General features: G+C 67.3%; 21 protein-coding genes. 7 read left to right on the forward strand and 14 right to left on the reverse strand.

The window, feature by feature from the left end; translation table 11 throughout:
- Positions 1 to 173 precede the first annotated feature (173 nt).
- Positions 174 to 1,766, forward strand: coding sequence for an RNA repair transcriptional activator RtcR (gene rtcR / locus Q9Q95_RS10645; protein WP_306096775.1), 1,593 nt, complete (start codon positions 174 to 176; stop codon positions 1,764 to 1,766).
- On the opposite strand, the gene Q9Q95_RS10650 is transcribed toward rtcR, so the two are convergent.
- Entirely contained in the window at positions 1,763 to 2,611 is an 849-nt protein-coding gene (locus tag Q9Q95_RS10650) for an oxygenase MpaB family protein (RefSeq protein ID WP_306096776.1), read from the reverse strand. The genes rtcR and Q9Q95_RS10650 overlap by 4 nt on opposite strands.
- A 156-nt stretch (positions 2,612 to 2,767) precedes the next feature.
- Between Q9Q95_RS10650 and ppc the strand changes: the two genes are divergently transcribed.
- A complete protein-coding gene (gene ppc, locus Q9Q95_RS10655; protein ID WP_306096778.1) occupies positions 2,768 to 5,440 on the forward strand; it encodes a phosphoenolpyruvate carboxylase in 2,673 nt (890 codons plus the stop codon).
- Between the two features lie 94 nt (positions 5,441 to 5,534).
- Here ppc and Q9Q95_RS10660 read toward each other — a convergent pair whose 3' ends face one another.
- The 6 genes from Q9Q95_RS10660 to Q9Q95_RS10685 form a co-directional block, all read right to left on the reverse strand.
- Positions 5,535 to 5,927 (reverse strand): thioesterase family protein, encoded by a 393-nt coding sequence (locus Q9Q95_RS10660; protein ID WP_306096780.1) that lies wholly within the window; start codon positions 5,925 to 5,927, stop codon positions 5,535 to 5,537.
- A 40-nt stretch (positions 5,928 to 5,967) separates the two neighbouring features.
- Positions 5,968 to 6,852: an MliC family protein gene (locus Q9Q95_RS10665; RefSeq protein WP_306096782.1), complete on the reverse strand. Its 885-nt coding sequence runs from the start codon at positions 6,850 to 6,852 to the stop codon at positions 5,968 to 5,970.
- A gap of 55 nt (positions 6,853 to 6,907) precedes the next feature.
- The gene (locus Q9Q95_RS10670) at positions 6,908 to 7,315 is read right to left on the reverse strand and encodes a biopolymer transporter ExbD (RefSeq protein WP_306096784.1); all 408 of its coding nucleotides are present in this window, start codon (positions 7,313 to 7,315) and stop codon (positions 6,908 to 6,910) included.
- A gap of 103 nt (positions 7,316 to 7,418) precedes the next feature.
- A complete protein-coding gene (locus tag Q9Q95_RS10675; RefSeq protein ID WP_306096786.1) occupies positions 7,419 to 8,012 on the reverse strand; it encodes a YdeI family protein in 594 nt (197 codons plus the stop codon).
- 56 nt (positions 8,013 to 8,068) lie between these two features.
- A complete protein-coding gene (locus Q9Q95_RS10680; RefSeq protein ID WP_306096787.1) occupies positions 8,069 to 8,419 on the reverse strand; it encodes a DNA primase in 351 nt (116 codons plus the stop codon).
- A 98-nt stretch (positions 8,420 to 8,517) separates the two neighbouring features.
- Positions 8,518 to 9,753, reverse strand: coding sequence for a multidrug effflux MFS transporter (locus tag Q9Q95_RS10685; protein WP_306096789.1), 1,236 nt, complete (start codon positions 9,751 to 9,753; stop codon positions 8,518 to 8,520).
- Positions 9,754 to 10,039: 286 nt separating this feature from the next.
- Between Q9Q95_RS10685 and Q9Q95_RS10690 the strand changes: the two genes are divergently transcribed.
- Both Q9Q95_RS10690 and Q9Q95_RS10695 read left to right on the forward strand, forming a co-directional pair.
- Positions 10,040 to 10,990 (forward strand): isopenicillin N synthase family oxygenase, encoded by a 951-nt coding sequence (locus Q9Q95_RS10690; RefSeq protein ID WP_306096791.1) that lies wholly within the window; start codon positions 10,040 to 10,042, stop codon positions 10,988 to 10,990.
- Positions 10,991 to 11,151: 161 nt separating this feature from the next.
- Positions 11,152 to 12,444, forward strand: a complete 1,293-nt coding sequence (locus tag Q9Q95_RS10695) for a homoserine dehydrogenase (protein ID WP_306096793.1) — start codon at positions 11,152 to 11,154, stop codon at positions 12,442 to 12,444.
- 23 nt (positions 12,445 to 12,467) lie between these two features.
- Here Q9Q95_RS10695 and Q9Q95_RS10700 read toward each other — a convergent pair whose 3' ends face one another.
- The gene (locus tag Q9Q95_RS10700; protein ID WP_306096794.1) at positions 12,468 to 12,809 is read right to left on the reverse strand and encodes a hypothetical protein; all 342 of its coding nucleotides are present in this window, start codon (positions 12,807 to 12,809) and stop codon (positions 12,468 to 12,470) included.
- Between the two features lie 143 nt (positions 12,810 to 12,952).
- Between Q9Q95_RS10700 and glpX the strand changes: the two genes are divergently transcribed.
- Together glpX and Q9Q95_RS10710 are read left to right on the forward strand one after the other, a co-directional pair.
- Positions 12,953 to 13,921, forward strand: coding sequence for a class II fructose-bisphosphatase (glpX, locus tag Q9Q95_RS10705; protein ID WP_306096796.1), 969 nt, complete (start codon positions 12,953 to 12,955; stop codon positions 13,919 to 13,921).
- 116 nt (positions 13,922 to 14,037) lie between these two features.
- Complete coding sequence (locus Q9Q95_RS10710) at positions 14,038 to 15,903, forward strand: CocE/NonD family hydrolase (protein WP_306096797.1); 1,866 nt, start codon at positions 14,038 to 14,040, stop codon at positions 15,901 to 15,903.
- Here Q9Q95_RS10710 and Q9Q95_RS10715 read toward each other — a convergent pair.
- The 6 genes from Q9Q95_RS10715 to Q9Q95_RS10740 all read right to left on the reverse strand — a co-directional run bounded on the left by Q9Q95_RS10715 (position 15,896) and on the right by Q9Q95_RS10740 (position 23,340).
- Positions 15,896 to 16,357, reverse strand: a complete 462-nt coding sequence (locus tag Q9Q95_RS10715; RefSeq protein WP_306096799.1) for a GNAT family N-acetyltransferase — start codon at positions 16,355 to 16,357, stop codon at positions 15,896 to 15,898. The two genes, Q9Q95_RS10710 and Q9Q95_RS10715, sit on opposite strands and share 8 nt — an antisense overlap.
- A 152-nt stretch (positions 16,358 to 16,509) precedes the next feature.
- Positions 16,510 to 17,280 carry an ABC transporter permease gene (locus Q9Q95_RS10720; RefSeq protein WP_306096801.1) on the reverse strand — a complete coding sequence of 257 codons (771 nt, stop codon included), beginning with the start codon at positions 17,278 to 17,280 and terminating at the stop codon, positions 16,510 to 16,512.
- Positions 17,277 to 18,227, reverse strand: a complete 951-nt coding sequence (locus Q9Q95_RS10725; RefSeq protein WP_306096803.1) for an ABC transporter ATP-binding protein — start codon at positions 18,225 to 18,227, stop codon at positions 17,277 to 17,279. The genes Q9Q95_RS10720 and Q9Q95_RS10725 overlap by 4 nt, the downstream gene beginning before the upstream one ends.
- Before the next feature lie 247 nt (positions 18,228 to 18,474).
- Complete coding sequence (locus tag Q9Q95_RS10730) at positions 18,475 to 19,233, reverse strand: DsbA family protein (RefSeq protein ID WP_306096805.1); 759 nt, start codon at positions 19,231 to 19,233, stop codon at positions 18,475 to 18,477.
- The gene (locus Q9Q95_RS10735; protein ID WP_306096807.1) at positions 19,230 to 20,594 is read right to left on the reverse strand and encodes a M48 family metalloprotease; all 1,365 of its coding nucleotides are present in this window, start codon (positions 20,592 to 20,594) and stop codon (positions 19,230 to 19,232) included. Before Q9Q95_RS10735 ends, Q9Q95_RS10730 begins: the two co-directional genes overlap by 4 nt.
- 115 nt (positions 20,595 to 20,709) lie before the next feature.
- Positions 20,710 to 23,340, reverse strand: a complete 2,631-nt coding sequence (locus Q9Q95_RS10740; protein ID WP_306096809.1) for a ribonuclease E/G — start codon at positions 23,338 to 23,340, stop codon at positions 20,710 to 20,712.
- 489 nt (positions 23,341 to 23,829) lie between these two features.
- On the opposite strand from Q9Q95_RS10740, the gene Q9Q95_RS10745 reads away from it, so the two are divergent.
- Positions 23,830 to 25,077 carry an N-acetylmuramoyl-L-alanine amidase gene (locus tag Q9Q95_RS10745; protein ID WP_306096811.1) on the forward strand — a complete coding sequence of 416 codons (1,248 nt, stop codon included), beginning with the start codon at positions 23,830 to 23,832 and terminating at the stop codon, positions 25,075 to 25,077.
- Positions 25,078 to 25,135: the final 58 nt, after the last annotated feature.

Here is a 25,135-nt window from a genome sequence, read left to right on the forward strand (position 1 = left end):
ATTCCTCATCGCAGGACACGTGCCAATTTTCGGATGCGTCCCGCAAGTACCGTGCAAAGCATTGGTTTTATGGACTATAAATCGGAAAACCCGCAACGCGGCATAGCAGCGTACGCCGGGGCGTTCGCAGGTTTTCTATCGCATTCGCTAGGATATTATCCTAACATATAAATATGAAACCGCTCGTCGTCATCGGATTCCTCGGCTCGACGCTGGACGCCGGCAAGTTCGGACCTTCGCGCTGGAACAAGTGGCGGCCGACCGTGGGCCTGACGATGCACGAGGATCTGCGCGTCGACCGGCTGATCCTGATCCACGGCACCGCGCACCGCAGGCTGGCGGAATATGTCGCCGAGGACGTCATTTCGGTCTCGCCCGAGACCGAGGTCGAGATGCGGCTGCTCGACTTCCGCGACCCCTGGGACTTCGAGGAAGTCTATGGCAAGTTGCTCGACTTCGCCCGGGCCGAGCCGTTCGACCCCGAGGCCGAGGACTATCTGGTCCACATCACCACCGGCACCCATGTCGCCCAGATCTGTCTCTTCCTGCTGACCGAGGCGCGCTATCTGCCGGGCCGCCTGCTCCAGACCCAGCCCCAGCGCGGATCGCCGAACCCCGCCGGCATCTGGAACACGATCGATCTCGATCTCTCGCGCTATGACAGCATCGCCACGCGCTTCGCGGTCGCCAGCGCGGAGAGCGCGTCGTTCCTCAAATCGGGGATCGAGACGCGCAATTCCGCCTTCAACCGGATGATCGACGAGATCGAGCGCGTCGCCTTGCGTTCGAGGGCGCCGATCCTGCTGATGGGGCCGACCGGCGCGGGCAAGAGCCAGCTCGCGCGGCGCATCTATGAGCTCAAGCGGCTCAAGCACCAGGTCGCCGGGCCGTTCGTCGAAGTGAATTGCGCGACGCTGAAGGGGGACGGCGCGATGTCGGCCTTGTTCGGCCACCGCAAGGGCGCGTTCACCGGCGCGGTCGCCGATCGCCCCGGGCTGCTCCGCGCCGCCGACAAGGGCATGCTGTTCCTCGACGAGATCGGCGAGCTCGGGCTCGACGAACAGGCGATGATCCTGCGCGCGATCGAGGACAAGCGATTCCTCCCGGTCGGCTCGGACAAGGAAGCCGCGTCCGAATTCCAGCTGATCGCCGGCACCAATCGCGACCTGGGCGAAGCGGTCGCAGGGGGCGGCTTCCGCGACGATCTCTATGCCCGGCTCAATCTATGGACCTTCCACTTGCCCGGCCTCGCCGAACGCCGCGAGGATATCGCGCCCAATCTCGACTATGAGCTCGATCGCTTCGCCGAACGCGAAGGCGAGCGCGCGAGCTTCAACAAGGAAGCGCGGCAGCGCTATCTCGCCTTCGCGACTGCGCCCGACGCGCGCTGGCCGGGCAATTTCCGCGACCTCGCCGCCAGCGTCACACGCATGGCGACGCTCAGCCCCAAGGGACGCATCGACGTGGAATGCGTCCTTGCCGAGATTCAACGCCTGCGCCGGCTCTGGTCGGCCCAGACCGACGATGGCGCGGGCCTTCTGGCCGAAATCCTCGCGCCCGAAGCGCTCGCCGAAATCGACCCGTTCGATCGCGTCCAGCTCGCCGAAACCGTCCGGATCTGCCGGATGAGCCGCTCGCTGTCCGAAGCCGGCCGCACGCTGTTCGCGGCGTCGCGCGCGCGCCGCAGCACCGCCAACGACGCCGATCGCCTGCGCAAATATCTGGCACGGTTCGGCCTCGAATGGGCGAGCCTGTCGCGCGACTAGCTGCGAAACGCCCAGCGCATCGTGCTGGCGATGCCGCCGGTGCCGAAGCGGACCATCGGCGCGGCGAGGCCGGGTCCCGAAAGCCCGTGCATCCGGCGCGCCCAGGCGGGAAGCAGATCGACCGCGGCCGAGAATGTGAGCGCCTGGAAAGGCTTCACCGCAAGGTTCGGCGCGGGCTGGTCGAGCAGAATCCGCGCGACTTCGCGCGTGCGGGCATCCACGCGGAGCCCGGGACGCATCTCCGCGATCAGCGCTTCGGCCTCGGCGCGGCTGCGCGGTATCGGATCGGCGCCCAGCGCCTCGGCGATGCGCGCGAACTCGGCGAAATAGAGATCCTGATCGGCGCGGGTCATGCCCGGCTCGGCATAACGGATCCACGCGTCGAGAAAGCTCACCGCTTCGGTCACATGCACCCAGGCGAGCAAGCGCGGATCGTCAGCCGCGTACGGCGTGCCGTCGGCCAGCGTGCCGCGCACGCGGGTATGGACGTCGCGCACCTTTTCGATCGCCGCCTCGGCCTCGGCACGCGTGCCATAGCCGGTCACGGCGATGAAGCGTGCGGTGCGCCGCAGCCGGCCGAGCATGTCCCCGCGGAAGCTCGAATGGTCCCAGACGCCGGCGAGCACCGCGGGGTGGAGCATCTGGAGCAGCAAGGCCGCGACGCCGCCGACCATCATCGTCGTCACGTCGCCGTGCACGCGCCAGACCACCGATTGCGGCCCGAACAGCCCGTCGGGACTGCGCACCACCGGCTTCTCACCGCGCGCGGAATCGTTGAACACCGCGCGGACCTGCCCGATCAATGCGGATTTGAGCGTGCGGGCGGCATTGCTGGCGGGTCTCATCGCCCCAAACTAGGGAGGCACGGGCGCACTGCAAGCCACCCGCAACGCCACGTACCCAGACAAATCCGCGCCATTTGCGCGCGAAAAGCCACCGTTGTGGCGATGCAACAACGGGTGGATTGACCCCGGCCATCTTGCGGTGCAGCAACACCGGCCATGGCCAGTCTCGCGATCGCAAACAATCCCGACATCCGCTTTCTCGGACGCCTGCTCGGCGACGTGATCCGGGCCTATGGCGGCGAGGAGCTGTTCAAGCGCATCGAATATATCCGCGCGACTTCGGTCGATCGCCATCGCGGCGTCGCTGGCGCCGGCGCGATCGATTCGGGGCTCGACCGGCTGAGCCTCGACGATACGCTCGATTTCGTCCGCGGCTTCATGCTGTTCTCGATGCTCGCCAATCTCGCCGAGGATCGTCAGGGGGTCGCGACCGAAGAAGATACGGACATGGCCTCGGCGCTTGCGCGGTTGAAGGAGCATGGCATCGGCCATGACGCCGTGATGGCGCTGCTCGATCATGCGCTGGTCGCGCCGGTGCTGACCGCGCATCCCACCGAAGTGCGCCGCAAGTCGATGATCGACCACAAGAACCGGATCGCCGAGCTGATGGCGCTCAAGGATCTCGGCGTCGAGGAGACCGAGGACGGCGACAAGGTCGAGGAAGCGATCCTGCGCCAGATCGCCTTGCTGTGGCAGACCCGGGTGCTGCGCCGCGAGAAGCTCGGCGTCGCCGACGAAGTCGAGACCGCGCTGTCCTATCTGCGCGACGTCTTCCTGCCGGTGCTGCCCGCGCTCTATGCCCGCTGGGACCGGGCGCTCGGCGAGCGGGCGCCGAGCTTCCTGCGCGCCGGCAGCTGGATCGGCGGCGACCGCGACGGCAATCCGTTCGTCACCGCCGATTCGATGAAGCTCGCGCTCGCCCGCTCCGCCGAGGCGGTGCTGGCTTATTACATGGACGCCGTTCACGCCTTGGGTGCCGAGCTGTCGATCTCGACCGAGCATGCCAGCGTCAGCGACGCGGTGGTCAAGCTCGCCGAGGCGAGCCACGACACCGGCAAGAGCCGCGAGGACGAACCCTATCGTCGCGCGCTGACCGGCATCTATGCGCGCCTTTCGGCAACGCACGACAAATTGACCGGCAAGCGCGCCGCGCGCCCTGCCCCGCTTCAGGGCGAGCCCTACGCCGAACCTTCGGAACTGCGCGAAGAGCTCGCCGCGATCGCCCGCGGTCTCGCCGCCGAAGGTGCCGGCCCGCTCGCCAGCGGCGGCGCGCTCGGCCGGCTGATCCGCGCGGTCGAGACCTTCGGCTTCCATCTCGCCACGCTCGACATGCGCCAGAACAGCGCGGTCCATGAGCGCGTGATCGCCGAATTGCTCAAGGCCGGCGGCGCCTGCGACGATTATCTCGCGCTCGACGAGGACACCCGCGTCGCCCTGCTCCGCCGCGAGCTGGAGAGCGTCCGGCCGTTGACCAGCCCTTATGCCGAATATTCGGAAGAGACCGCCTCCGAACTCGCGATCGTCCGCGCCGCCGCCGAGGCGCACGCCAGATACGGCCGCCAGTGCATCACGCATTACATCGTCTCGATGGCACAGTCGGTGTCGGACCTGCTCGAGGTCCATGTGCTGCTCAAGGAAGCCGGGCTCTATGTCCCCGGCGCGCAGCCCCAGGCGCACATCATGGCGATCCCGCTGTTCGAGACGATCGCCGATCTCGAGGGCGCGCCGGCGATCATGGAAGCATGGCTGAGCCTGCCCGAAGTCGCCGCGCTCGCCGCCAGGCGCGGGCATCAGGAAGTGATGATCGGCTATTCGGATTCGAACAAGGACGGCGGCTATCTCACCTCGACCTGGCAGCTGTCGCGCGGGTCGACGGCGCTGAAGCCGGTGTTCGAGAAGGCCGATCTGGCGATGCAATTGTTCCACGGCCGCGGCGGCGCGGTCGGGCGCGGCGGCGGCTCGTCCTTCTCGGCGATCCTCGCCCAGCCATCGGGGACGGTGCAGGGCCGCATCCGCATCACCGAGCAGGGCGAAGTGATCGCAGCAAAATACGGCACCCGCGCCAGCGCGATGACCAATCTCGAGGCGATGGCCTCGGCCACCCTGCTCGCCAGCCTCGAGCCCGAGCAGCTGGCACCCGCCGATGCGACGCGCTTCGCCGCGGCGATGGACGAATTGTCGGCAACGGCGTTCACGGCCTATCGCGGGCTGGTCTACGGGACCGACGGGTTCACCACCTTCTTCCGTCAGGCCACGCCGATCGCCGAGATCGCCGGGCTCAAGATCGGCAGCCGCCCGGCGAGCCGCAAGAAATCGGACGCGATCGAGGATCTGCGCGCGATCCCCTGGGTGTTCAGCTGGGCGCAGGCGCGGGTGATGCTGCCGGGCTGGTACGGCGTCGGCGCGGCAATCGAGGCCTTCGCCGACAAGGGGCTGCTGCGCGAAATGGCGACGGGCTGGCCGCTCTTTGCCTCGACTCTGGCGAACATGGAGATGGTGCTCGCCAAGTCCGACATGGCTGTGGCGCAGCATTATGCCGCGCTCGTCGAGGACAAGACGCTGCGCGACGGCATTTTCGGCCGCATCCGCGACGGCTGGAACGCGACCCATGATGGGCTGCTGCAGGTCACCCGCCAGACCCGGCTGCTCGAAAAGCATCCGGGTCTCGAAACCTCGATCCGGCTGCGCACGCCCTATATCGAGCCGCTCAACCTGCTCCAGATCGAACTGCTCAAGCGCCACCGCGCCGGCGAGGAGGATGCGCGGATCGGCGAAGGCATCTTGCTGTCGATCAACGCCATCGCGACTGCGCTCCGGAACAGCGGGTAGCCTTGTGCTCCTGCGAAAGCAGGAGCCTAGGGTCGCATGCGAATCCCTCGAAACTCTGGGCTCCTGCTTTCGCAGGAGCACGAACTCTCTCGCCTTAAGCCAAGAACGGCGCCGCCACTGCCTCGGGCACGCGCACCAGCCGCCCGGTGGCGCGGTCGAGGATCGCCCAGGTCGTCTTCGCCTCGACCCGTATCTTGCCGTCGGCGCCGGTGAATTTCATGTAGCGATCGAACCGCGCCCCGCGCGGCGGCTCCTGCACCCAGGTCTCGGCCGTCACCGTCTCGCCTTCGAGGACGCTGCCGCGATAGTCGATCTCGTGCCGGGTGATCACCCAGATATAGGCGGCGTCATGCTCGGGCGCGGCGATCGCGTGCCAATGCGCCACTGCGACGTCCTGGATCCACTGGACCCAGACGGCATTATTGACATGGCCGAGGACGTCGATGTCCTCGGCCCGGGCGGTGATCGTCGCGGTATAGGGCGTCATCCGCGACTCTTAGCGCAACTCAGGGCGCGAGGTCACTTGCTCAGCGGATCGCGGTGCAGGCGACCGGTGGCAGGCCGGGCGCGGTGAAACTGATGTCACTGCCCTTGCCGCGCAATTCGTAGCCGCCCGCGGCATAATGGATCCCCGAAGCGACGCGCTGCCCGCGCAGGGTCGCGAGCGCCTTGCCGCCGCGCGAGACGGTAACGCGATCCTTGTCGGGGTCGAAGCGCGCGACGAGCCGCGATCCGTCCATGCAGCGATAGCGCGCGGTCGAGCGATTGTCCTCGGTCGGTTGCGGCGACGGCACTGCCTCGCCGGGGCGCGGCTTGACGTCGCTGCTGCGGATTCGCCAGCGGCGCTGCCCGGCGCTCGCGCCGTCTACGTTGCCGGCGCGATGCAGCGTCACCGATCCACGCATGTTGAATTCGCGGGCGCCCGCCTTGAGCCGGCCATAGACCTGCACCGGCACGGCCACGTAACGCTGCCCGGCGCCGGCATCGACTCGCCCGGGCGCGCCGATATTGGCGTGATATTCCGAATAGCGATCGAAGCTCGCGGCGAAGGCGCGGGCGTCCATGCCCGCCGCGCCCGGCTCCCACAGCCGGTACGCCTGACCATATTTGCCCGCCTCGAGCAGTGCATAATAGGTCTGGACGACATTGGCCGCGCCTTGCGCGCTGTCTTCGCTGAACGGCGCCTCGCTGACCGGGGTGCGATCGTCGTCGAGCCCGCCGGGTTCGCCGGGCGCGGGCGGATTGAGCGGCGCCGGCGTCGCCGAGCGCACGTCCGGCGCAGGTACGGACGCGGTTTCGGCGGGAAGCGTCGCGGTCACGTTGGCGGCATTGGAATTGTCGGTGGCGGCGTTCTCGCCCGACTGCGACGAACAGGCGGCGAGGCTCAGCAACAACGGCAAATAGAGGCGCATGCGAGGGATCCATTCTGACGGCGGGCGACGAACGCGCCCGCCGCTGCGCCGTTCCTCAGTCCGGGAGAGGACGGTTGCCGACAAAGCCGAGCCGTTCGACCCCTGCGCGCTTGACCACCGCCAGCACGCCGTCGAACCGGGCGTAGCGCGCCTCGGGATCGGTGTTCATGTGAAGCACCGAAGCAGTATCGCGCTGCATCATGGCGAGCAGGCCGGGCAGCTCGGCGTCGGCGATCGCCCGACCATCCCAGAACAGCGCCCCGCCTTTGTCGATGCCGAGCTGGTGCGGCTGCTGCTCGACGACCGGTCCGGGCCCGGCCGGCAAGTCGATCGGGATCTTGTGCGTAGCGATCGGCATGCTGAGGATCATCACGATCAGCAGCACCAGCATCACGTCGATGAACGGCGTGACGTTGATCGCGCTGAACATGACGGGCTCGGGGACACGCGCGGCCTTGACCATGGCACCTCTCCTTTATTGTTATGATGCAACGTATCATCTCAAGAACAAGGTGCAACAGCTTTTAAATCCTCCCTCGCGAAGCGGGGGGAGGATCGGAATACGCTCAGCAGCTTTCGTATTTCCAGTTGCGGCGCTTGCCCTCGCGCATCCATTCGACTGCCTCAGCCGCGCGCTTAGCGCGAGTCTCAGGGCGCTTGGCTTCGGCCACCCACTCGCAATATTCGCGGCGGCAGCTTGGCGGGAAACCGTGGAACGTCGCAGCCGCCTGCGAATCGCCGGCCAGCCCCTCGGCCAGTTCGGGCGGCACTTCGGCCTCGGGATTCACGGCCTTGGCAGAGCGTGCCGGCTTCTGGCCGGCGTCGATCCGCGCCATCGCTTCGCGGACCTGCGCTTCGACCGCTTCGGCGGCGGGCAGATCGTCGAGCGCGCGGATCCGGCCGAACTGGCCCATCGCCTCGCCTTCCTTTCCGGTCGCCAAGGCTTGGCGATCCCAGAAGCCGAAGCCGACATGCTCCTTGAATGCGGCCATGTTGGCCAGCGGCTTGCCCTTGTAGCTGAATGCCGGCATCGACCATTTGAGCGATTCCTCGACCTCGGGGCACGCGGCGTGGACGCGTTCGCGCATCCAGCTCAGGATCGGCCGGGCGAATTCGGCCCGGCCGGCGATATAGGTGTCGATGCGCGTGTCCCGCGGCATGGCACTACTCCCCTGCCCGGCGCGATGCCGATCCGGCCCGGCCGCCCGGTCAAGCCTCAGGGCGCGAGCGCGATATCGTCGCCGTCGTCGAGCTCTTCGTCGAGATCCTCCGCGTCGACATCCTCGTCGTCGAGATCGGCCTGGATCTCGTCCTCGCGGACATCTTCGTCATCCTGGTCGACCTCGTCATCCTCTTCGCCGAGCTCGTCGTCGACCATGTTGAGTTCGTCGCTATCGTCCTCGTCGCCGTCGTCGCCGAGGTCGATCGGAATGTCGGTCAGGATGTTGCCGTCGCTGGGCGCGTCGTTGGTCGCCTCGATGATCTCGGCGCGCTGGCTCTCGTCATAGCCGTCATCGTCATAGCCGTCGTCGCCCGGGCCTAGAATCGGAACCTGATGACCACCCATTGCCTGTCCTCTTCGCTCTCGGGGGAGCAAACCTCCCCCTTTCCGATGTGCGAACGGGAATCAGGGTATATCCGTTCCGTTACGGCGCGAGGAAACGCTCAGCTCGGGCGAAAAAGCCGGCCCTTCTCGGCGACCGCCACTGCGATCAGGGCGAGCACCCCCATGACGAGGAAGCCGGTATAGAGCGGCACGGTGGTGCCGTCGAACGACTGGCCGATCTGCGCGCCGATCAGCGCCCCGCCCAAGGTCGCGACGAAGCCCTGCAGGCTCGACGCCGTGCCCGCAATCTCGCCCATCCGCTCCATCGCCATTGCCGAGAAGTTCGACGTGGCGAGGCCGAAGCTCGCCATCATCAGCGCCTGGAGGATCGCGAAGGTCCACAGAGTCTCATGCCCCGAAAAGGCGACCGCGAGATGGATCGCGGCGAACAGGATCAGCGCCGAGAGCGCGGTGTGCGAGATCCGCCGCGTGCCGATCTTCATCACGATCCGCGAATTGAGGAACGATCCGATCGCCATCGTACCGGCCACCGCGGCAAACACCAGGGTGAGCAGTTCGGGCCGGCCGAACACCGTCTCCATGATCTGCTGGACCGACCCGATGAAGCCGAACAGCCCGCCCGACAGCAAAGCCGCGGCGATCGTATAGCCCACCGCGCAGCGATCGCGCAGCACCAGTCCGTAATCCTCGACGATCCGGCCGGGCTTGAGGCTCTGGCGCGACTCCGGATCGAGCGTCTCGGGCATGCGCAGCCAGAACCACGCCACCACCAGCGCCGAGACGGTGCCGACGCCCCAGAAGATCATCCGCCACGATCCTCCCGCGGCGAGCACGCCCTGGCCGAAGGCGGGGGCGAAGACCGGCGCCGCCATGAACACGATGAAAGCGAGGCTCATCACCCGCGCCATCGCCCGTCCGGCGAAGCAATCGCGCACCAGCGCCACCGTCACCACCCGCGCGCCTGCCGCCGACGCGCCCATCGCCGCGCGCGCGACCAGCAGCAGCACGAAGCTGCCCGAGATCGCCGCCAGCGCGCTGGTCAGCACATAGGAGACGAGCGCGATGATCAGCACCGGCCGCCGCCCGAACCGGTCCGACAGGGGACCGTAGATCAGTTGCGCGAATGCGAAGCCGAGCAGGAAAGCGGTGATCACGAACTGGCGATGATTGGGCTCCGCGACATGGAGGCTGTGCCCGATCGCCGGGAGCGCGGGCAGCATCGAATCGATCCCGAGCGCAGTCAGCGCCATCATCGACGCGATCAATGCGACGAACTCCCCGAACGGAATCGGCGCGCGATTGGCGGACTGGGTCGAGAGATGCGGCTCGGACATGGCGCTGCCCATGGCCGATCGCGGCGAAGGCGTCACCCCCTGGCGAACATCGCGGTTACCCCTGAATCTCCCTCTCCCCTTGATGGGGGAGAGGATAGCGCAGCTTGGCGAGGGGTAGAGCGGCGCATAGCGTCGCGCGGCTGCTGCGCAGCCGCACCCCCTCACCCAGCTCCCCCTTTGCAGGGGCGAGGGAAGAATGGGCCGAACGTCGATATGCCCGTCATGCCCCCCCGCTTGTTCGCCACCCCCCTGCGGGTCTAACTGAGCCCAACCCATGGAGACTCGCATGCTCGACACTCTCGCCGAGATCCCGGCGCTTTCGCTGGCCGATCAGCAATCCGATCCCGAAGGCTTCGCTCGGGAGTTCGGCCGCTCCTTCCAGCGCTTCGGCTTCGCCGTGGTGCGCGATCACGGCATTCCCGCCGAACTGATCGAGCGCGCCTGGACGATGACCAAAAAGTTCTTCGACCTGCCCGAAGACGTCAAGCGCAGCCATTTCGTCGAAGGCCAGGGCGGCGCGCGCGGCTATACCCCGTTCAAGACCGAGATCGCCAAGGGCGCGACTCATGTCGACCTCAAGGAATTCTGGCATGTCGGCCGCCAGCTGGCCGAGGGCCACCGTTTCGCCGCGCAGATGCCCGCCAATATCTGGCCCGACCAGCCCGAAGGTTTCCGCGAGACCTTCCTCGAATTGTTCCAGGCGTTCGACGATGCCGGCGACAAATTGCTCTCGGCGATCGCGCGCTATCTCGGCCTCGCGCCGAACTGGTTCGATCCTGCGGTCAAGGACGGCAATTCGGTGCTGCGCCTGCTCCATTATCCGCCGGTCGCCGCCGACGCCCCCGAGGTCCGCGCCGGCGCGCACGAGGACATCAACCTGATCACGCTGCTGCTGGGCGCCGAGGAAGCCGGGCTCGAATTGCTCGACCGCGACGGCAAATGGCTGCCGGTCAAACCGCCCGAAGGCGCGATGGTGGTCAATGTCGGCGACATGCTCCAGCGGCTGACCAATCACGTATTGCCCTCGACCACCCACCGTGTGGTCAATCCCCCGGTCGAGCGCCGCGGCCATTCGCGCTACTCGATGCCGTTCTTCCTGCATCCGGCACCCGATTTCCTGATCGAAACGCTACCGGGATGCGTCAGCGAAGAGCGCCCCAACCGCTATCCCGAGCCGATCAGCTCGCACGATTATCTCCACGAACGCCTCGTCGAGATCGGGCTGATCAAGAAGTAATCCTATCTTCCCCTCGCTTCGAGGGAGGGGCTAGAGGTGGGTCCAGCGGCGGGCGGGGCTCGATGCCCCGCCCGCCGCTTTCACGTCGGACGCCGAAGGGCTCGCTGACGCTCGCACCCACCCAAGCTCCTCCCTTGCAGGGAGGCGAGTGAGAGATGAATATGACCGAACCGCTTCGCATCGCACTCGCCGGCCTCGGAACCGTGGGCGCGGGCGTCATTCGCCTGCTCGACGCCAATGGCGAACTGATCGCGCGGCGCGCGGGGCGGCCGATCGTGGTCACGGCGGTCTCGGCGCGCGACCGGACCAAGGATCGCGGCGTCGACATCACGCGCTTCGAGTGGATCGACGATTCCGCCGAGCTCGCCCGCCATCCCAAAGCCGATGTCGTGGTCGAGCTGGTCGGCGGTTCGGACGGCCCGGCACTGTCGCTCGCGCGCGCCACGCTGGCGGCGGGCAAGAGCCTCGTCACCGCCAACAAGGCGATGATCGCGCATCACGGGCTCGAGCTCGCCCGCGCCGCCGAGGCCGCCAATCTCGCGCTCAAGTTCGAAGCCGCGGTCGCCGGCGGGGTGCCGGTGATCAAGGGCCTGCGCGAAGGCGCCGCCGCCAACGAGATCGGCCGGGTCTATGGCATCCTCAACGGCACCTGCAATTTCATCCTGTCCAAGATGGAGGCCGAGGGCCGCGATTTTTCGGAAATCCTCAGCGAGGCGCAGGCATTGGGCTATGCCGAGGCCGATCCCAGCTTCGACATCGACGGCGTCGACGCCGCGCACAAGCTCTCGATCCTCGCCAGCGTCGCGTTCGGCGCCCAGCCGGCGTTCGAGGACGTCGCAATCACCGGGGTACGCCACATCCTCGCCGCCGACATCGCCGAGGCGGCGGCGCTCGGCTATCGCGTTCGCCTGCTCGGCGTCGCCGATGCCGGGCCGCACGGGCTGTTCCAGCGCATCCATCCGCACCTCGTGCCCTTGAGCCATCCGCTCGCGCACGTCCTCGGCTCGACCAACGCCGTGGTCGCCGAGGGCAATTTCGTCGGGCGCCTGCTGTTCCAGGGCGCCGGTGCGGGCGATGGGCCGACCGCCTCGGCAGTCGTCGCCGATCTGATCGACATCGCGCGCGGCGAATTCGGCCCGCCTTATGCGATGCCCGCCGACGCCCTCGCCGCGCAGCAGGCCGCCGACAGCGGCGAGCGCAGGGCGCGCGCCTATGTCCGGCTGACCGTCGCCGACAAGGTCGGCGTCCTCGCCGAGATCGCCGCGGCGATGCGCGACGCCGGGGTATCGATCGAGAGCCTCATCCAGCGCGGCGCCAATCCCGACGGCAGCGTGCTGGTCGCGATCGTCACCCATGAGGGTCCCGAGCGCAGCGTTGCACAGGCGCTGGAGAAATTGCGCGGCTCGCAGAGCCTCGTCGGCGAGCCGATGTGGATGCATATTCTCGGGGAATAGCTAAACCGTCGTCCCTGGTGCGGCTAGGGCGCCAGTTCGCGCTTGACCCATTTGAGCCCGCGTCCGCCTGCCGAAACGCTGACTCCGACATAGCCGCAATGCGCGGTGAAAGCGCCTTGCCCGCATTCGGGTTCGGTGCGCTGGCCGACCAGCCGCGCGACCCGCTGATCGGGCAGTTCCTCCCGCGAAGGGCCGACGAACGGCACACGGTAGCGGTCGGCATCGCGGCGCGCGCAGACCACGATCTCGTCGTCATTATCGGTGCTGCGGCACGGCACGTCGCCGGCGGTCTTCTCGCGATACGCCGCGATCGCGCCTTCCAATCCGGGGGCGTCCTGAACCAGCAGCAGCAACGCCAACAACACGGCCGATCCTTTCGCTTGCGACGAAACGAGGCTGGCGCACGGTTGTGGCGAAATTGCGAACGCGTTGACAGCGCTAGCAGCCTCGACACTGCAACATGCCCCGCCTATCGCCATCGCAATTCTGTAGAGGGAATCCCCAGCCGATGACGACTGCCAGCCATGTTCTCGATCGCGTCCTCGTGCTCGAAATGGTGCGCGTCACCGAAGCCGCGGCGATCGCCGCGTCCAGCCTGGTCGGGCGCGGCGACGAGAAAGCGGCGGACCATGTCGCGGTCGAGGCGATGCGCGAGGCGCTCAATTCGCTCTACATGGACGGCACCGTGGTGATCGGCGAAGGCGAGCGCGATGAGGCGCCGATGCTCTATATCGGCGAAAAGGTCGGCAGTGCGATCGGCAGCGGCCCCAGGATCGACATCGCGCTCGATCCATTGGAAGGCACTACGATCTGCGCCAAGGCCGGCCCCAACGCGCTCGCGGTGCTCGCGGTCGCCGAGCATGGCGGGCTGCTCAATGCCCCCGACGTCTATATGGACAAGATCGCGGTCGGCCCCGGCTATCCCGAAGGCGTCATCGATCTGGCGAAGTCGCCGACCGAAAACGTCAAGGCGCTCGCCGCGGCCAAGGGCGTCGAGCCCAACGAGATCATCGTCTGCGTGCTCGATCGCCCGCGCCATGAGAAGATGATCGCCGAGCTTCGCGCGATCGGCTGCGGCATCGTGCTGATCGGCGACGGCGACGTCGCGGGGGTGATCGCCACCACCAATCCCGACACCACGATCGACATGTACATGGGCTCGGGCGGCGCCCCCGAGGGCGTGCTCGCCTGTGCGGCTTTGCGCTGCGTCGGCGGCCAGTTCAAGGGCCGGCTGGTGTTCCGCAACGACGACGAGCGCGCCCGCGCGCGCAAATGGGGGATCGAGGATCTCGACAAGATCTACGACCTCACCGAACTCGCCAAGGGCGACTGCATCTTCGCCGCGACCGGCGTCACCGACGGCTCGCTGCTCGAAGGCGTCAAGCGCGTCCGTGGACGTATGACCACCGAGAGCGTCGTGATGCGCGCCAGCTCGGGCACCGTCCGCTGGGTCAAGGGCGAGCACCGGCTGGACTGAGCGCATCTTTCTCCCTCCCTGGCAGAGAGGGGGAAATTGAGCGCCGCTTCCTCTCGGCGCCCTTGCTCCCTCAGCGCCCGCGCCCTACCCCTCCTCCACGATATTCGGGAGGAAACATGCGCAACGTGATCGGTTTCGTGGCTCTGGCGGCGCTTGCCGCGCCGCTCGCGCCTGCGGCCGCGCAGACGGCGCCCTCGGCGCTGTCGAAGGTCCTCGAAGCTCCCTTCAGCTACGAAGAAGTCATGGTGCCGATGCGCGACGGCGCGAAGCTGCAGACCGTCATCCTCCGCCCCAAAGGCAAGGCCGGCAAGCTGCCGATTCTGCTCCAGCGCACGCCCTATGGCGTGCCCGACAAGGCGCCGCTCGGCGTGCCCGCCTCGATGCGCTTCCTGATGGAGGACGGCTATATCCTCGTCTTCCAGAACATGCGCGGCCAGTTCAAATCGGACGGCGACTTCACCATGTCGATGGCGCTCGACGCCAAGGGCAAGACCGGCGTCGACGAGGCGACCGACGCGTGGGACAGCGTCGACTGGCTGGTGAAGAACGTCTCCGGCAACAACGGCAAGGTCGGGATGTGGGGCGTCTCCTATCCCGGCTATGCCTCGGCCGTCGCGCTCGCCCGGCCGCACCCCGCGCTCAAGGCGGTGAGCCCCCAGGCGGCGTGGAACGACTGGTGGATCAACGACGATCTCCACCGCTATGGCGCGATGCGACTGTCCTACGCCACCGACTGGCTGTTCAGCCTGCAGAACAATGATCAGGGCGAGGACTTCGATTACGGCGGCAAGCCCCCGGTCGACAGCTATGACTGGTTCCTCAAGCTCGGCCCCGTGGCCAATCTCGACAGGCTCTATTTCAAGGGATCGGTGCCGCAACTCACCGCGATGATCGAGCATCCCGATTACGACGATTTCTGGAAGCGCCAGCGCTGGACCGACAAGCTCGGCCGCACCAATGTCCCCACGCTCCACGTCGCCGGCTTCTGGGATCAGGAAGACCCGCTCGGCACGTGGAAGATCTACGAGAAGATGGAGGCGCAGGATCCCGACGGCCTCAACATGATCGTCGCCGGCCCCTGGGCGCACGGGACGTGGCACGGCAACGCCAGCGATGTCGGCTATATCAAGTTCGGCAAGGAGAGCGGCACCGACTTCATGCGCGATATCGAGGCGCCGTTCTTCGCGCACTGGCTCCACGGCAAGGGGACCAAGCCCGCCTTCGAGGCGCGGATGTTCCAGAGCGGCTCGTGGGAGTGGAAATCCTATCCGAAATGGCCGGCGCCCGGCGCGACGCTGACCAACCTCTATCTGCAGAGCGACGGCACCCTGTCCTTCACGCCGCCGACCGACCCGGGCCAGTGCCGCGAATATGTCTCCGATCCCGCCAATCCGGTGCCGTTCCGCGAGCGCCCGATCTCGCGCACCTACCCCTCGCAGGAATGGCGCTGGTGGGAAGCCGCCGACCAGCGCTTCGTCGATCACCGCCCCGACGTACTCAGCTATACCAGCGCGCCGCTCGACGCCGACCTCACCGTCACCGGCGAAGTCGCGGCGAAACTGATGGCGTCGACCTCGGGCACCGACAGCGATTTCGTCGTCAAGCTGATCGACGTGCTCCCCGACGATTACGAGCCCGCCCCCCGCGGCGCGCTCGGCGACTATCCGCGCACCCTCAACGGCTATCAATTCCCGATCGCGATGGAAGTCCGCCGCGGCCGCTATCTCGCAAGCTTCGAGAAAGCGACGCCGCTGACCCCCAATCAGGTGGTCGCGTGGGACGTGCCGCTCAGGAGCCACGACCATGTCTTCAAGAAGGGCCATCGCATCATGGTCCAGATCCAGTCGAGCTGGTTTCCGATGCTCGACCGCAACCCGCAGAAGTTCGTGCCCAATATCTACAAGGCGGCGCCCGCGGACTTCGTCAAGGCGACCCAGCGCGTCTGCGGCGGATCGCTGGTCGCGCTGCCGGTGATCAGATAGCCCCGAGCATCAGATACGCGTCGTCGCCGTAGGACGGGTCGGCATCGCGCGGGACATAGGCAAAGCCTTGCCGCGTCCAGTAACGATCGGCGCCGCCGACCGCCATCAGCGCGATGTCGGCGAATCCGCGCGCCCGGGCCTGCGCCTTGACCAGATCGAGCGCCGCTCTGCCGGCGCCGGCGCCGCGCGCGGCAGGCAGCAAAGCCAGGTCGTGGAGATACCAGGCGTCGGCATCGGGCGGGATCGCGCCGGGCAACGCCCCGAGCTTGGGCGGATCCTCGCGATGCCACGGATGGCTGATCAGATAGCCGGCGACCGTGTCGTCCTGCTCGAGCACGAAGCAGCCGGCGGGATAGAGGTCCAGCCGCCCGGCATAGACCGCGAGCGGTTCGGTGAAGCGCCCATGCACCGCATCCGAGATCGCGGAGACGGCGGCGAGGTCCGTCGCACGCATCGATCGCCACATGCCGGCCGCCTTCCTTTTCGTCGCGCCGGCCTCGTGCCGGGGTCCACCAGGCCGCCCGCGAGCGGCAGGAGGCTCGAGGGACTCGCCTGCCGCACCGTGGACCCCGGCACAAGGCCGCGGTGACAGGAAGCGAGATCGGCCTAGTTCTTCAGCCGATACCCCGTCCGGAAGATCGTCACGATCAGCCCGAGGCAGAGCACCAGAAACAGCCCGGTCACCCCGAGGCTCCACCCGACGCTGACATCGCCCGCGCCGAAGAAGCTCCAGCGGAAGCCGCTGACCAGATAGACCACCGGATTGAACAGGCTCACCGTCCGCCACGGCTCGGGCAGCATGTCGATCGAGTAAAAGGCGCCGCCGAGAAAGGTCAGCGGCGTCACCAGCAGCGCCGGCACGACGTTCAATTGCTCGAACCCCTTGGCCCAGATGCCGATGATGAAGCCGAACAGGCTGAAGGTGACCGAGGTCAGCACGAGGAACGCCAGCATCGCGGCCGGATGATCGATCCTGAGCGGCACGAAGAATGCCGAGGTGATCAGGATGATCAGCCCGATCACGATCGACTTGGTCGCCGCCGCGCCGACGAAGCCGATCACCATCTCGATCGCCGAGATCGGCGCCGAGAGCAGTTCGAACACGGTGCCGGTGAATTTGGGGAAATAGATGCCGATCGATGCATTGGCGATGCTCTGGGTGAGCAAGGACAGCATGATCAGTCCGGGGACGAGGAAGCTGCCGTAATTGACGTCGCCGATCGACTGGATCCGGCTGCCGATCGCGCCGCCGAACACGATGAAATAGAGCGAGGTGGTGATCACCGGCGTGGCGACGCTCTGCCACAAAGTGCGCAGGGTACGCGCCATCTCGAACTTGTAGATCGCCCAGATGCCGTGGAAGTTGACGCCGGTCATGCCACGGCTCCTTCGTTGGAAGCGTGCTTCGCGTCGACCAGATCGACGAAGATGTCCTCGAGGCTCGACTTGCTGGTGTCGAGATCCTTGAACGCGATCCCCATCTCGGAAAGTTTCCGAAGCAGCGACGGGATGCCGGTGCGTTCGGCCTGCGCGTCGAACACGTAGCGCAGCCGATGTCCCTCATCCTCGAGGCTGAGATGCCATTCGTCGAGTTCATGGGGGATCGCAGTCATCGGCTCGACCAGGGCGATGTCCATCTCGCGCTTGCCGAGCTTCTTCATCAGCGCGGCCTTCTCCTCGACCAGCAGCAATTGCCCCTTGTTGATCACCCCCACCCGATCGGCCATTTCCTCGGCCTCCTCGATATAATGGGTGGTGAGGATGATCGTCGTGCCGCGCTCGCGCAATTTGCCGATCATCTTCCACATGTCGCGACGCAGCGAGACGTCGACGCCGGCAGTAGGCTCGTCGAGGAAGAGGATGTCGGGCTGGTGGCTGAGCGCTTTGGCGATCATCACCCGGCGCTTCATGCCGCCCGACAATTCCATGAGCTTGGCGTCGCGCTTGTCCCATAGCGACAGATCCTTGAGCACCTGATCGAGATGCGCCTGATCGGGCTTCTTGCCGAACAGCCCGCGCGAGAAGCGCAGAGTCGAGCCGACGCTGGAGAACATGTCGACGGCGATTTCCTGCGGCACCAGCCCGATCCGGCTGCGCGCCTCGCGCGGATGGGTGATCGCGTCGTGCCCGTCGACGAGGATCGTCCCCGAGCTCGGCGTGACGATCCCGCAGATGATGCTGATCAGAGTGGTCTTGCCCGCGCCGTTCGGCCCGAGAAGCGCGAAGATCTCGCCGCGGCGAATCTCCAGATCGACATGGTCGAGCGCCTTGTGCCCCGACGCATAGGTCTTGCTGACCTGAGAAACCGACAAAATGGATTGCATTCGGGATGGCCCCCGGAAACGGAACGGAGCCGTTACGTAGGGTCGGGGTGCGGCGGGGACAAGCTCGCGGAAAAATTCCTCCCCGAGTTCGTCTCGGGGAGGGGGACCATGCGAAGCATGGTGGAGGGGCGCCGCGAAGCGGCGGGGTCCCGCGTTGCACGCCCCGGTACCTGCGGCGTGCCCCTCCACCACGCCCTGCGGGCGCGGTCCCCCTCCCCGAGCAAGCTCGGGGAGGAACGAGTCATGCCTATTTCCCCGCCCGCGCTTCGGCCACCGCCTGCGCCAGCCCGGCATAATCGCGCGCGCCGTAGAGCAGTTTGCCGCCGACCACCCAGCTCGGCGTGCCCGTCATCGCGAGCTGCTCGCCGAGCTTGTGGTTCGCCGCGATCTCCTGCTCGACCGCTTTGGACTGGCTGGCCTTGGTCGCCAGCGCCTTGTCGAGCCCGGCCTTGGCGGCGGCCGCCGCGATGTTCTCGGCATTGGGCGCGCCCGCGGCGTAGAGCGCGTCGTGGAACGCGCGGAACTTGCCCTGCTCTGCCGCCGCCAGCGCGAGCCGCGCCGCGACCACGCTCTCGGGGCCCAGCACGGGGAATTCGCGATAGACCACGCGGACGCCCGGATCCTTGGCGAGCAGCTCCTCGATCCCCGGCAGGCTGGCGCGGCAATAGCCGCAGGCATAATCCATGAACGCCACCACGGTGACGTCGCCCTGCGGATTGCCCGCCCACGCCCCGGCATAGGGCTTCTGCAATTTGGCGAGATATTGCGGGACGCCCTTTTGCGCGCCCTGCTGGGCCTTTTCGTAGCGCGCATTCTCGCGCGCCTGGAGCCGGTCCATCGCCTCGGGCAGTATCTCGGGATGCTCGAGCAGATAGCCGCGGATCGCGGGCCCCGCGAGCCCGGGCATCCAGCTCAGCAACAAGGCGAAAGCGCCGGCGCCGAGCAAGGCGGACACCAGCATCGCGCCGGCGAGCGCCAGCGGGTTGCGCACCAGTTTATCGCTCATCGCCGCCGCTTTTTCTCATCGTCCATCGCGGTCTGCGCGACCATCGAGATGTCCTGCGCGCGAACCCAGTCGGTCGAGCCCTGCGGCAGATTCGCCATCGCCGAGCGGGCGCTGACCAGCGCGGTGCGCATATCGCCCATCAGGTGGGCGCGTTCGGCCGTGGCCAGCGCGGTACGCGGCTCGTCGCCCTTGCGCTCATAGACCGTGCCGAGCTGCATCCACGCGAACGGGTTCTCCTTGTCGCGCGCGACGGCCTGGCGCAGCACGCCCTCGGCCTCGGCGAGGTTGGCCTTGTCCTCGGTGGCGAGCAAGGCATGACCGAAGGTCGCGGCGATCAGCGGCTGGTTGTTCGAGCGCCTTGTGGCTTCGCGCAGCGGCGCGATCGCCTCGGCCGGCTTGCCCGATTCGAGCAGGATCTGCCCCTCGAGCTCGAGGAAATAGGGGTCGTCGGGCGCGGTCTTGACCAGCGCCGCGGTCTCCGCCGCCGCCTGATCGGGATAGCCCGATTTGTGATAGGCATAGGCCCGGGCATAATGCGCCGGCGCCGATTGGTCGCTGGTCGGATAGCGCCGCAAGGTCGTCTCGGGCTCGGCGACATAGCCGCGAAGCTTGGCCTGCACCCGCTTGAAGCGCTGCTCGATCTTCGCGTCGAGCGGCTTGCTCCACGACGGCGCCGCCTCGAGATCGGCCTTGAGCGTGCGGACGCGATCGGCCGACATCGGGTGGGTCTGCGCGAACGGATCGATCTCGGGATTGCTCGCAGTGGCGTAATAGCCGTAGCGATGCATCTGCGCGGTCAATTTGTCGAAGAAGGTCAGCATGCCCTTGCCGCTGATCCCGGCAGTGGTGATGAAGCGCACGCCCGCGGCGTCGGCAGAGGATTCCTGCACGCGGCTGAACGCGAGATATTTGCCGATCGCGGCGCGCTGGCCCATCATCAGCAGGCCGGTGCCCGCCTCGCCCGCGCCCGCCGCCATCGCCGCGGCGCCGAGCAACAGGCTGAGGATCGAGATGTTGGTATAGCCGCCGTCGTTCTGGAACACGGCATGGCCGCCGACGACATGGCCGATCTCGTGCGCGATCACGCCCTGGACTTCGTTGGCGGTATCCGCCGCGTCGATCAGCCCCGAATGGATATAGACGATCTGCCCGCCCGCGACGAAGGCGTTGATCGACTGATCGTTGACTAGCACCACCCGGACATTGGCCGGCGACAGCCCCGCTGCGATGATGATGTCGTGCGACATGTCGGCGAGCAATGCCTCGGTCTCGGCATCGCGCAGGATCGACTGCGCCATCGCGGGCCGCGCTGCGAAGCAGCTGAGGCAAAGAATGGCGAGCAGGGCCGCAAAGCGCTTCATGCGCAGCATCATCGGGGCAAACTCCACGGACGGCAACGCTGTTGGATATTCGCGATGAACATGTCGTGAAGCCAGGCGAGCGTGCGCGCTTCGGGCTCGCACGCTCGCCCCGGCATCAGGCGCCGAAGGTCCGCTGCCACCAGCCGCGGCGCGGTTCGCCCCCCGGGCTGGTGTCGCCCTCGGCGTCGCTTCCCTCGGGCGCGAGATCCTGCGCCACCGGTTCGACGGGCGCCTCGGCAGCGGCTTCGGCGGCCGGTGCGGCTGCCTTGCGGCGGCTGCGCCTGGGCTTCTCGGCAGGTGCTTCGGCAATGACCGCGGGCGCGGTATCCGCAGCGGCCTCGACCGGCGCCTCGGCATCGGCCTTCTTGCGACGCGCACGCTTGGGCTTGGCCGGCGCTTCCTCGGCTACGGCCACCGGGGCTTCGGGCGCCACTTCCGCAGCAGCCTTGACCGGCGCCTCGGCGTCGGCCTTCTTGCGGCGCGCGCGCTTGGGCTTGGCCGGCGCTTCCGCGGCTTCGGCGGGCTCGGGCTCGGCCAGCGCGGCAACCTCGCCGACCGGCTCGGCTGCGTCGGTCGCTTCTGCGGCCTCGGCGACACCTTCCTCGGCATGGCCGCGACGGCCACCGCGACGACCGCGACGGCGCCGCTTGCGGCCGCCTTCGCCGTCACCGGCGTCGCTGCGCTCCTCGTCGGCCTGTTCGACGGTCTCGGCACCGGCGACGACGTCCTCGGCCTCGCCGTCTTCGCTGCCCTCGTCATGCTCTGCTTCGCTGCCCTCGGCTTCGCCCTCGCGACCGCGACGGCCACGACCGCGCCGGCGGCGGCGGCGCTTGCCGCGGCCATCGCCCTCGCCCTCGTCGCGCTCGCGCGGCTGGCGGGCGCGGGGTGCCTCGGCCTCTTCCTTGACTTCTTCCTCTTCCTCGTCGACCTCCTCGACATAATCGTCTTCGGGCTCTTCGACGAGGCGCTCGAACTTGGGCGCATAGGCCGGCGGCGGTCCGCCCGCCTCGACCGACATGCGCGCGCCCTCGAGTTCGCCGTCCGAGGCGATCTCGATCGTCACGCCATAGCGCTCCTCGATCTCGGCCAGCTCGGCGCGCTTCTTGTTGAGCACGTAGAAGGCAGCTTCCTGGCTCGCGCGGAGCAGCAGCTGCGAGCCGCGGCCGCGGGCGGCCTCGTCCTCGATCATTCGCAGCGCCGACAGGCCGGCCGACGAGGCGGTGCGGACCAGGCCGGTGCCTTCGCAATGCGGGCACTGGACGGTCGACGCCTCGAGCACGCCGGTGCGCAGGCGCTGACGGCTCATCTCCATCAGGCCGAACGCCGAGATGCGGCCGACCTGGATGCGGGCGCGATCGTTCTTGAGCGCCTCCTTCATCGCCTTCTCGACCTTACGGACGTTCGATCCGTGGTCCATGTCGATGAAGTCGATGACGACGAGCCCGGCCATGTCGCGCAGCCGCAGCTGGCGGGCGATCTCGTGCGCCGCCTCGAGGTTGGTCTGGGTCGCGGTCTGCTCGATATTGTGCTCGCGCGTCGAGCGGCCCGAGTTGATGTCGATCGAGACCAGAGCCTCGGTCGGGTTGATCACCAGGTATCCGCCGCTCTTCAGCTGGACGACGGGGTTGTACATCGCCGAGAGCTGGTCCTCGACCCCGGCGCGCTGGAACAGCGGCACCGCATCGGCATATTGCTTCACCTTCTTGGCGTGGCTCGGCATCAGGAGCTTCATGAAGTCCTTGGCCTGGCGATAGCCGTCCTCGCCCTCGACGATCACCTCGTCGATGTCGCGATTATAGATGTCGCGGATCGCGCGCTTGAGCAGGTCGGAATCGCCGTACACCAGGGCCGGCGCCGAGGATTGCAGGGTCGTCTCGCGGATCCCGTCCCACAGCCGCGCGAGATAGTCGAAGTCGCGCTTGATCTCGGTCTTGGTGCGCTGGAGCCCCGCGGTGCGGACGATGCAGCCCATCGTCGGCGGCAGCTTGAGGTCCGACATGATCGTCTTGAGGCGCTTGCGATCGGCGGCCGAGCTGATCTTGCGCGAGATGCCGCCGCCATGCGCGGTGTTGGGCATCAGCACGCAATAGCGTCCGGCGAGCGACAGATAGGTGGTCAGCGCCGCGCCCTTGTTGCCGCGCTCTTCCTTGACGACCTGGACCAGCAGCACCTGGCGGCGGCGGATCACGTCCTGGATCTTGTAGCGGCGGCGCAGGTTCATGCGGCGCTGGCGCAGCGCCTCGGCCTCGTCTTCCTTGCCGCCGCGCCCGCGACGACGGCCCCGGCCGCGTCCGCCGCTGCCCTCATTGCCTTCGCCCTCGGCGGTCTCGCCGTCGGATTCATCCTCATGCTCGTCGTCGTCGTGCGGACGCTCGAGCACCTCGACGCCGTCCTCGCCGTCGTGATGATCCTCGTCGTCGCCGTCGTCCTGCGCGCGGAGTGCCGCTTCCTCGGCGGCATGCTCGGCCTCCTCGCGGAGCAGGGCTTCACGATCTTCCTTGGGGATCTGGTAGTAATCGGGGTGGATTTCGCTGAAAGCGAGGAAGCCGTGGCGGTTGCCGCCATAGTCGACGAACGCCGCTTGCAGCGACGGCTCGACCCGGGTGACCTTGGCTAGATAGATATTGCCCTTGAGCTGCTTGCGCTCGGCGGACTCGAAATCAAATTCCTCGATCCGGTTTCCCTTGACGACGGCAACGCGGGTTTCCTCCCGGTGCCGTGCGTCGATCAGCATACGCATGGTCATTTATTATTCTCCGGGCGCGCCGGCCTGGACCCCTGAAGGTTGTGACCCTGAAGGGCTGGAGCGCGAGCGCGCGATACAAAGTGCGGCCTTGGCCGGCGGCGCCGGCTGTGGTCTCGCAGGTTTCGAAAACTGCTGCTGCTCGCAGGGCACGCCCGGACGCGTGGTCCGGAAGCTCCGCCATCGTCACGCGGCCGGCCGAAGCCTGGCGGGTGGGACGATGGGGAAATTGCCTCATGCAAGCTTCAACCTGAACTGTCGCGGCAATGTGGCCGCGAATACCGTCCGATACAAGGATCGGAGCCGATGCTTGCTAGCACCCCCCGCGGCACGCGGCAACCGCGCCCGATACGAATAACGTAGCGCAAGTCGTGGCAGGAATTTGCCGGCGACCGGCAAATTTATGCCGATTAACCAAGCTGTTTCACCTCGACTTGATGGGCGCCGCCTAAAAAGGACTCGTCAGGGAAGACGTGTCTCAGAGTTAGGATCGTGCATTTGGGCTGGACCCCTTATGGCCCGGCGCGGCATATCGCGCGGGTGTTATTCCTGCTTGCCCTACTCTCCGGCTGGTTGACCGGAGTGCCGAGCTGGGCAGGCGTCGTGCAGGAAGTGCGCGTGCAGGGCGATCGCGTCGTCGTCAAATTCGACGCGCCGGTCGCCCAGGCGAGCGCGTTCCTGCTCTCCGGGCCGCAGCGCATCGCGCTCGACGTGGCGGGTGCCGAGCCGGGCCGGGTGGCGGTCGCCGCCGGACCGGTCGCGAGGATCCGCCAGGGCACGCAGGGCGACGGCGCCCGCGTCGTATTCGATCTCGCGCGCCCGGCGATCGTCACCGAAGGCAGTTTCGGCAAGGACGGCCGCACGCTGACGCTCCAGCTCGAGACCGTCGACGACGAGCGCTTCGCCCGCGCCGCGGCCGAGCGCCGGATGAGCTTCCTGCCGCCCTTTACCTGGCTCCAGCCGGCGCGTCGGCATCCGTACAGCGTGTCGATGAAGCTGCCCGCGCGGGTCTCGCGTGCGGCGCTGCCGCGAATCTATGGCGATGCGGGCCGGCCGCTGGTGGTGATCGATGCCGGCCATGGCGGGCACGATCCCGGCGCGCTCTCCACCGACGGCAGTCTCCGCGAGAAGGAAATCACGCTCGAGGTCGCCAAGGCGATCAAGGATGCGTTGCTCGCCTCGGGCCGGGTCCGCGTCGCGCTCACCCGCGAGGACGATCGCTTTCTCGTCCTCCAGGAACGCTACGGCCTCGCCCGGCGATTGAAGGCCGATCTGTTCATCTCGGTCCATTGCGACAGTGCCGGCAATCCCGACGCCACCGGCGCGACCGTCTACACGCTCTCCGAAGTCGCTTCCGACAAGGAGGCCGCCCGCCTGGCCGCGCGCGAGAACAAGGCCGACATCCTCGCCGGCGTCGATCTCGGCGTCGCCAGCCCCGACATCTCGTCGATCCTGATCGATCTCACCCAGCGCGAGACGATGAACATGTCCGCCAATTTCGCGCGGCTGCTCGGCCGCGAGGCCCAGCCGCTGATTCCGATCAAGGCCAATTACCACCGCATGGCCTCGCTGATGGTGCTGAAGGCGCCCGACATGCCTTCGGTGCTGTTCGAGACCGGCTATATCTCGAATCTCGCCGACGCGGCGTTTCTCGCTTCGGACGAAGGGCAGCGCAAAGTCGCGCAGAGCGTGCGCAAAGCGGTGGAAATCCACTTCGCCACGCGCATGGCCTCGCGCTAGACCTTTCTCCCCCGGCTCCCTCATGCGTTCATTATAGACGCGAAACGGACGAGTTGAT

It is taken from the genome of Sphingomonas sp. DG1-23, assembly GCF_030730875.1.
GTDB lineage: Bacteria > Pseudomonadota > Alphaproteobacteria > Sphingomonadales > Sphingomonadaceae > Sphingomonas.

Coding starts and splice junctions, on each gene's coding strand:
- rtcR (WP_306096775.1), top strand. CDS start 174: ATGAAACCGCTCGTCGTCATCGGATTCCTCGGCTCGACGCTGGACGCC.
- Q9Q95_RS10730 (WP_306096805.1), bottom strand. CDS start 19,233: ATGAGCGATAAACTGGTGCGCAACCCGCTGGCGCTCGCCGGCGCGATG.
- Q9Q95_RS10735 (WP_306096807.1), bottom strand. CDS start 20,594: ATGAAGCGCTTTGCGGCCCTGCTCGCCATTCTTTGCCTCAGCTGCTTC.
- Q9Q95_RS10670 (WP_306096784.1), bottom strand. CDS start 7,315: ATGGTCAAGGCCGCGCGTGTCCCCGAGCCCGTCATGTTCAGCGCGATC.
- Q9Q95_RS10660 (WP_306096780.1), bottom strand. CDS start 5,927: ATGACGCCCTATACCGCGACGATCACCGCCCGGGCCGAGGACATCGAC.
- Q9Q95_RS10680 (WP_306096787.1), bottom strand. CDS start 8,419: ATGGGTGGTCATCAGGTTCCGATTCTAGGCCCGGGCGACGACGGCTAT.
- Q9Q95_RS10720 (WP_306096801.1), bottom strand. CDS start 17,280: ATGACCGGCGTCAACTTCCACGGCATCTGGGCGATCTACAAGTTCGAG.
- Q9Q95_RS10675 (WP_306096786.1), bottom strand. CDS start 8,012: ATGCCGCGGGACACGCGCATCGACACCTATATCGCCGGCCGGGCCGAA.
- Q9Q95_RS10740 (WP_306096809.1), bottom strand. CDS start 23,340: ATGACCATGCGTATGCTGATCGACGCACGGCACCGGGAGGAAACCCGC.
- Q9Q95_RS10650 (WP_306096776.1), bottom strand. CDS start 2,611: ATGAGACCCGCCAGCAATGCCGCCCGCACGCTCAAATCCGCATTGATC.
- Q9Q95_RS10710 (WP_306096797.1), top strand. CDS start 14,038: ATGCGCAACGTGATCGGTTTCGTGGCTCTGGCGGCGCTTGCCGCGCCG.
- Q9Q95_RS10690 (WP_306096791.1), top strand. CDS start 10,040: ATGCTCGACACTCTCGCCGAGATCCCGGCGCTTTCGCTGGCCGATCAG.
- Q9Q95_RS10715 (WP_306096799.1), bottom strand. CDS start 16,357: ATGCGTGCGACGGACCTCGCCGCCGTCTCCGCGATCTCGGATGCGGTG.
- ppc (WP_306096778.1), top strand. CDS start 2,768: ATGGCCAGTCTCGCGATCGCAAACAATCCCGACATCCGCTTTCTCGGA.
- glpX (WP_306096796.1), top strand. CDS start 12,953: ATGACGACTGCCAGCCATGTTCTCGATCGCGTCCTCGTGCTCGAAATG.
- Q9Q95_RS10685 (WP_306096789.1), bottom strand. CDS start 9,753: ATGTCCGAGCCGCATCTCTCGACCCAGTCCGCCAATCGCGCGCCGATT.
- Q9Q95_RS10695 (WP_306096793.1), top strand. CDS start 11,152: ATGACCGAACCGCTTCGCATCGCACTCGCCGGCCTCGGAACCGTGGGC.
- Q9Q95_RS10725 (WP_306096803.1), bottom strand. CDS start 18,227: ATGCAATCCATTTTGTCGGTTTCTCAGGTCAGCAAGACCTATGCGTCG.
- Q9Q95_RS10665 (WP_306096782.1), bottom strand. CDS start 6,852: ATGCGCCTCTATTTGCCGTTGTTGCTGAGCCTCGCCGCCTGTTCGTCG.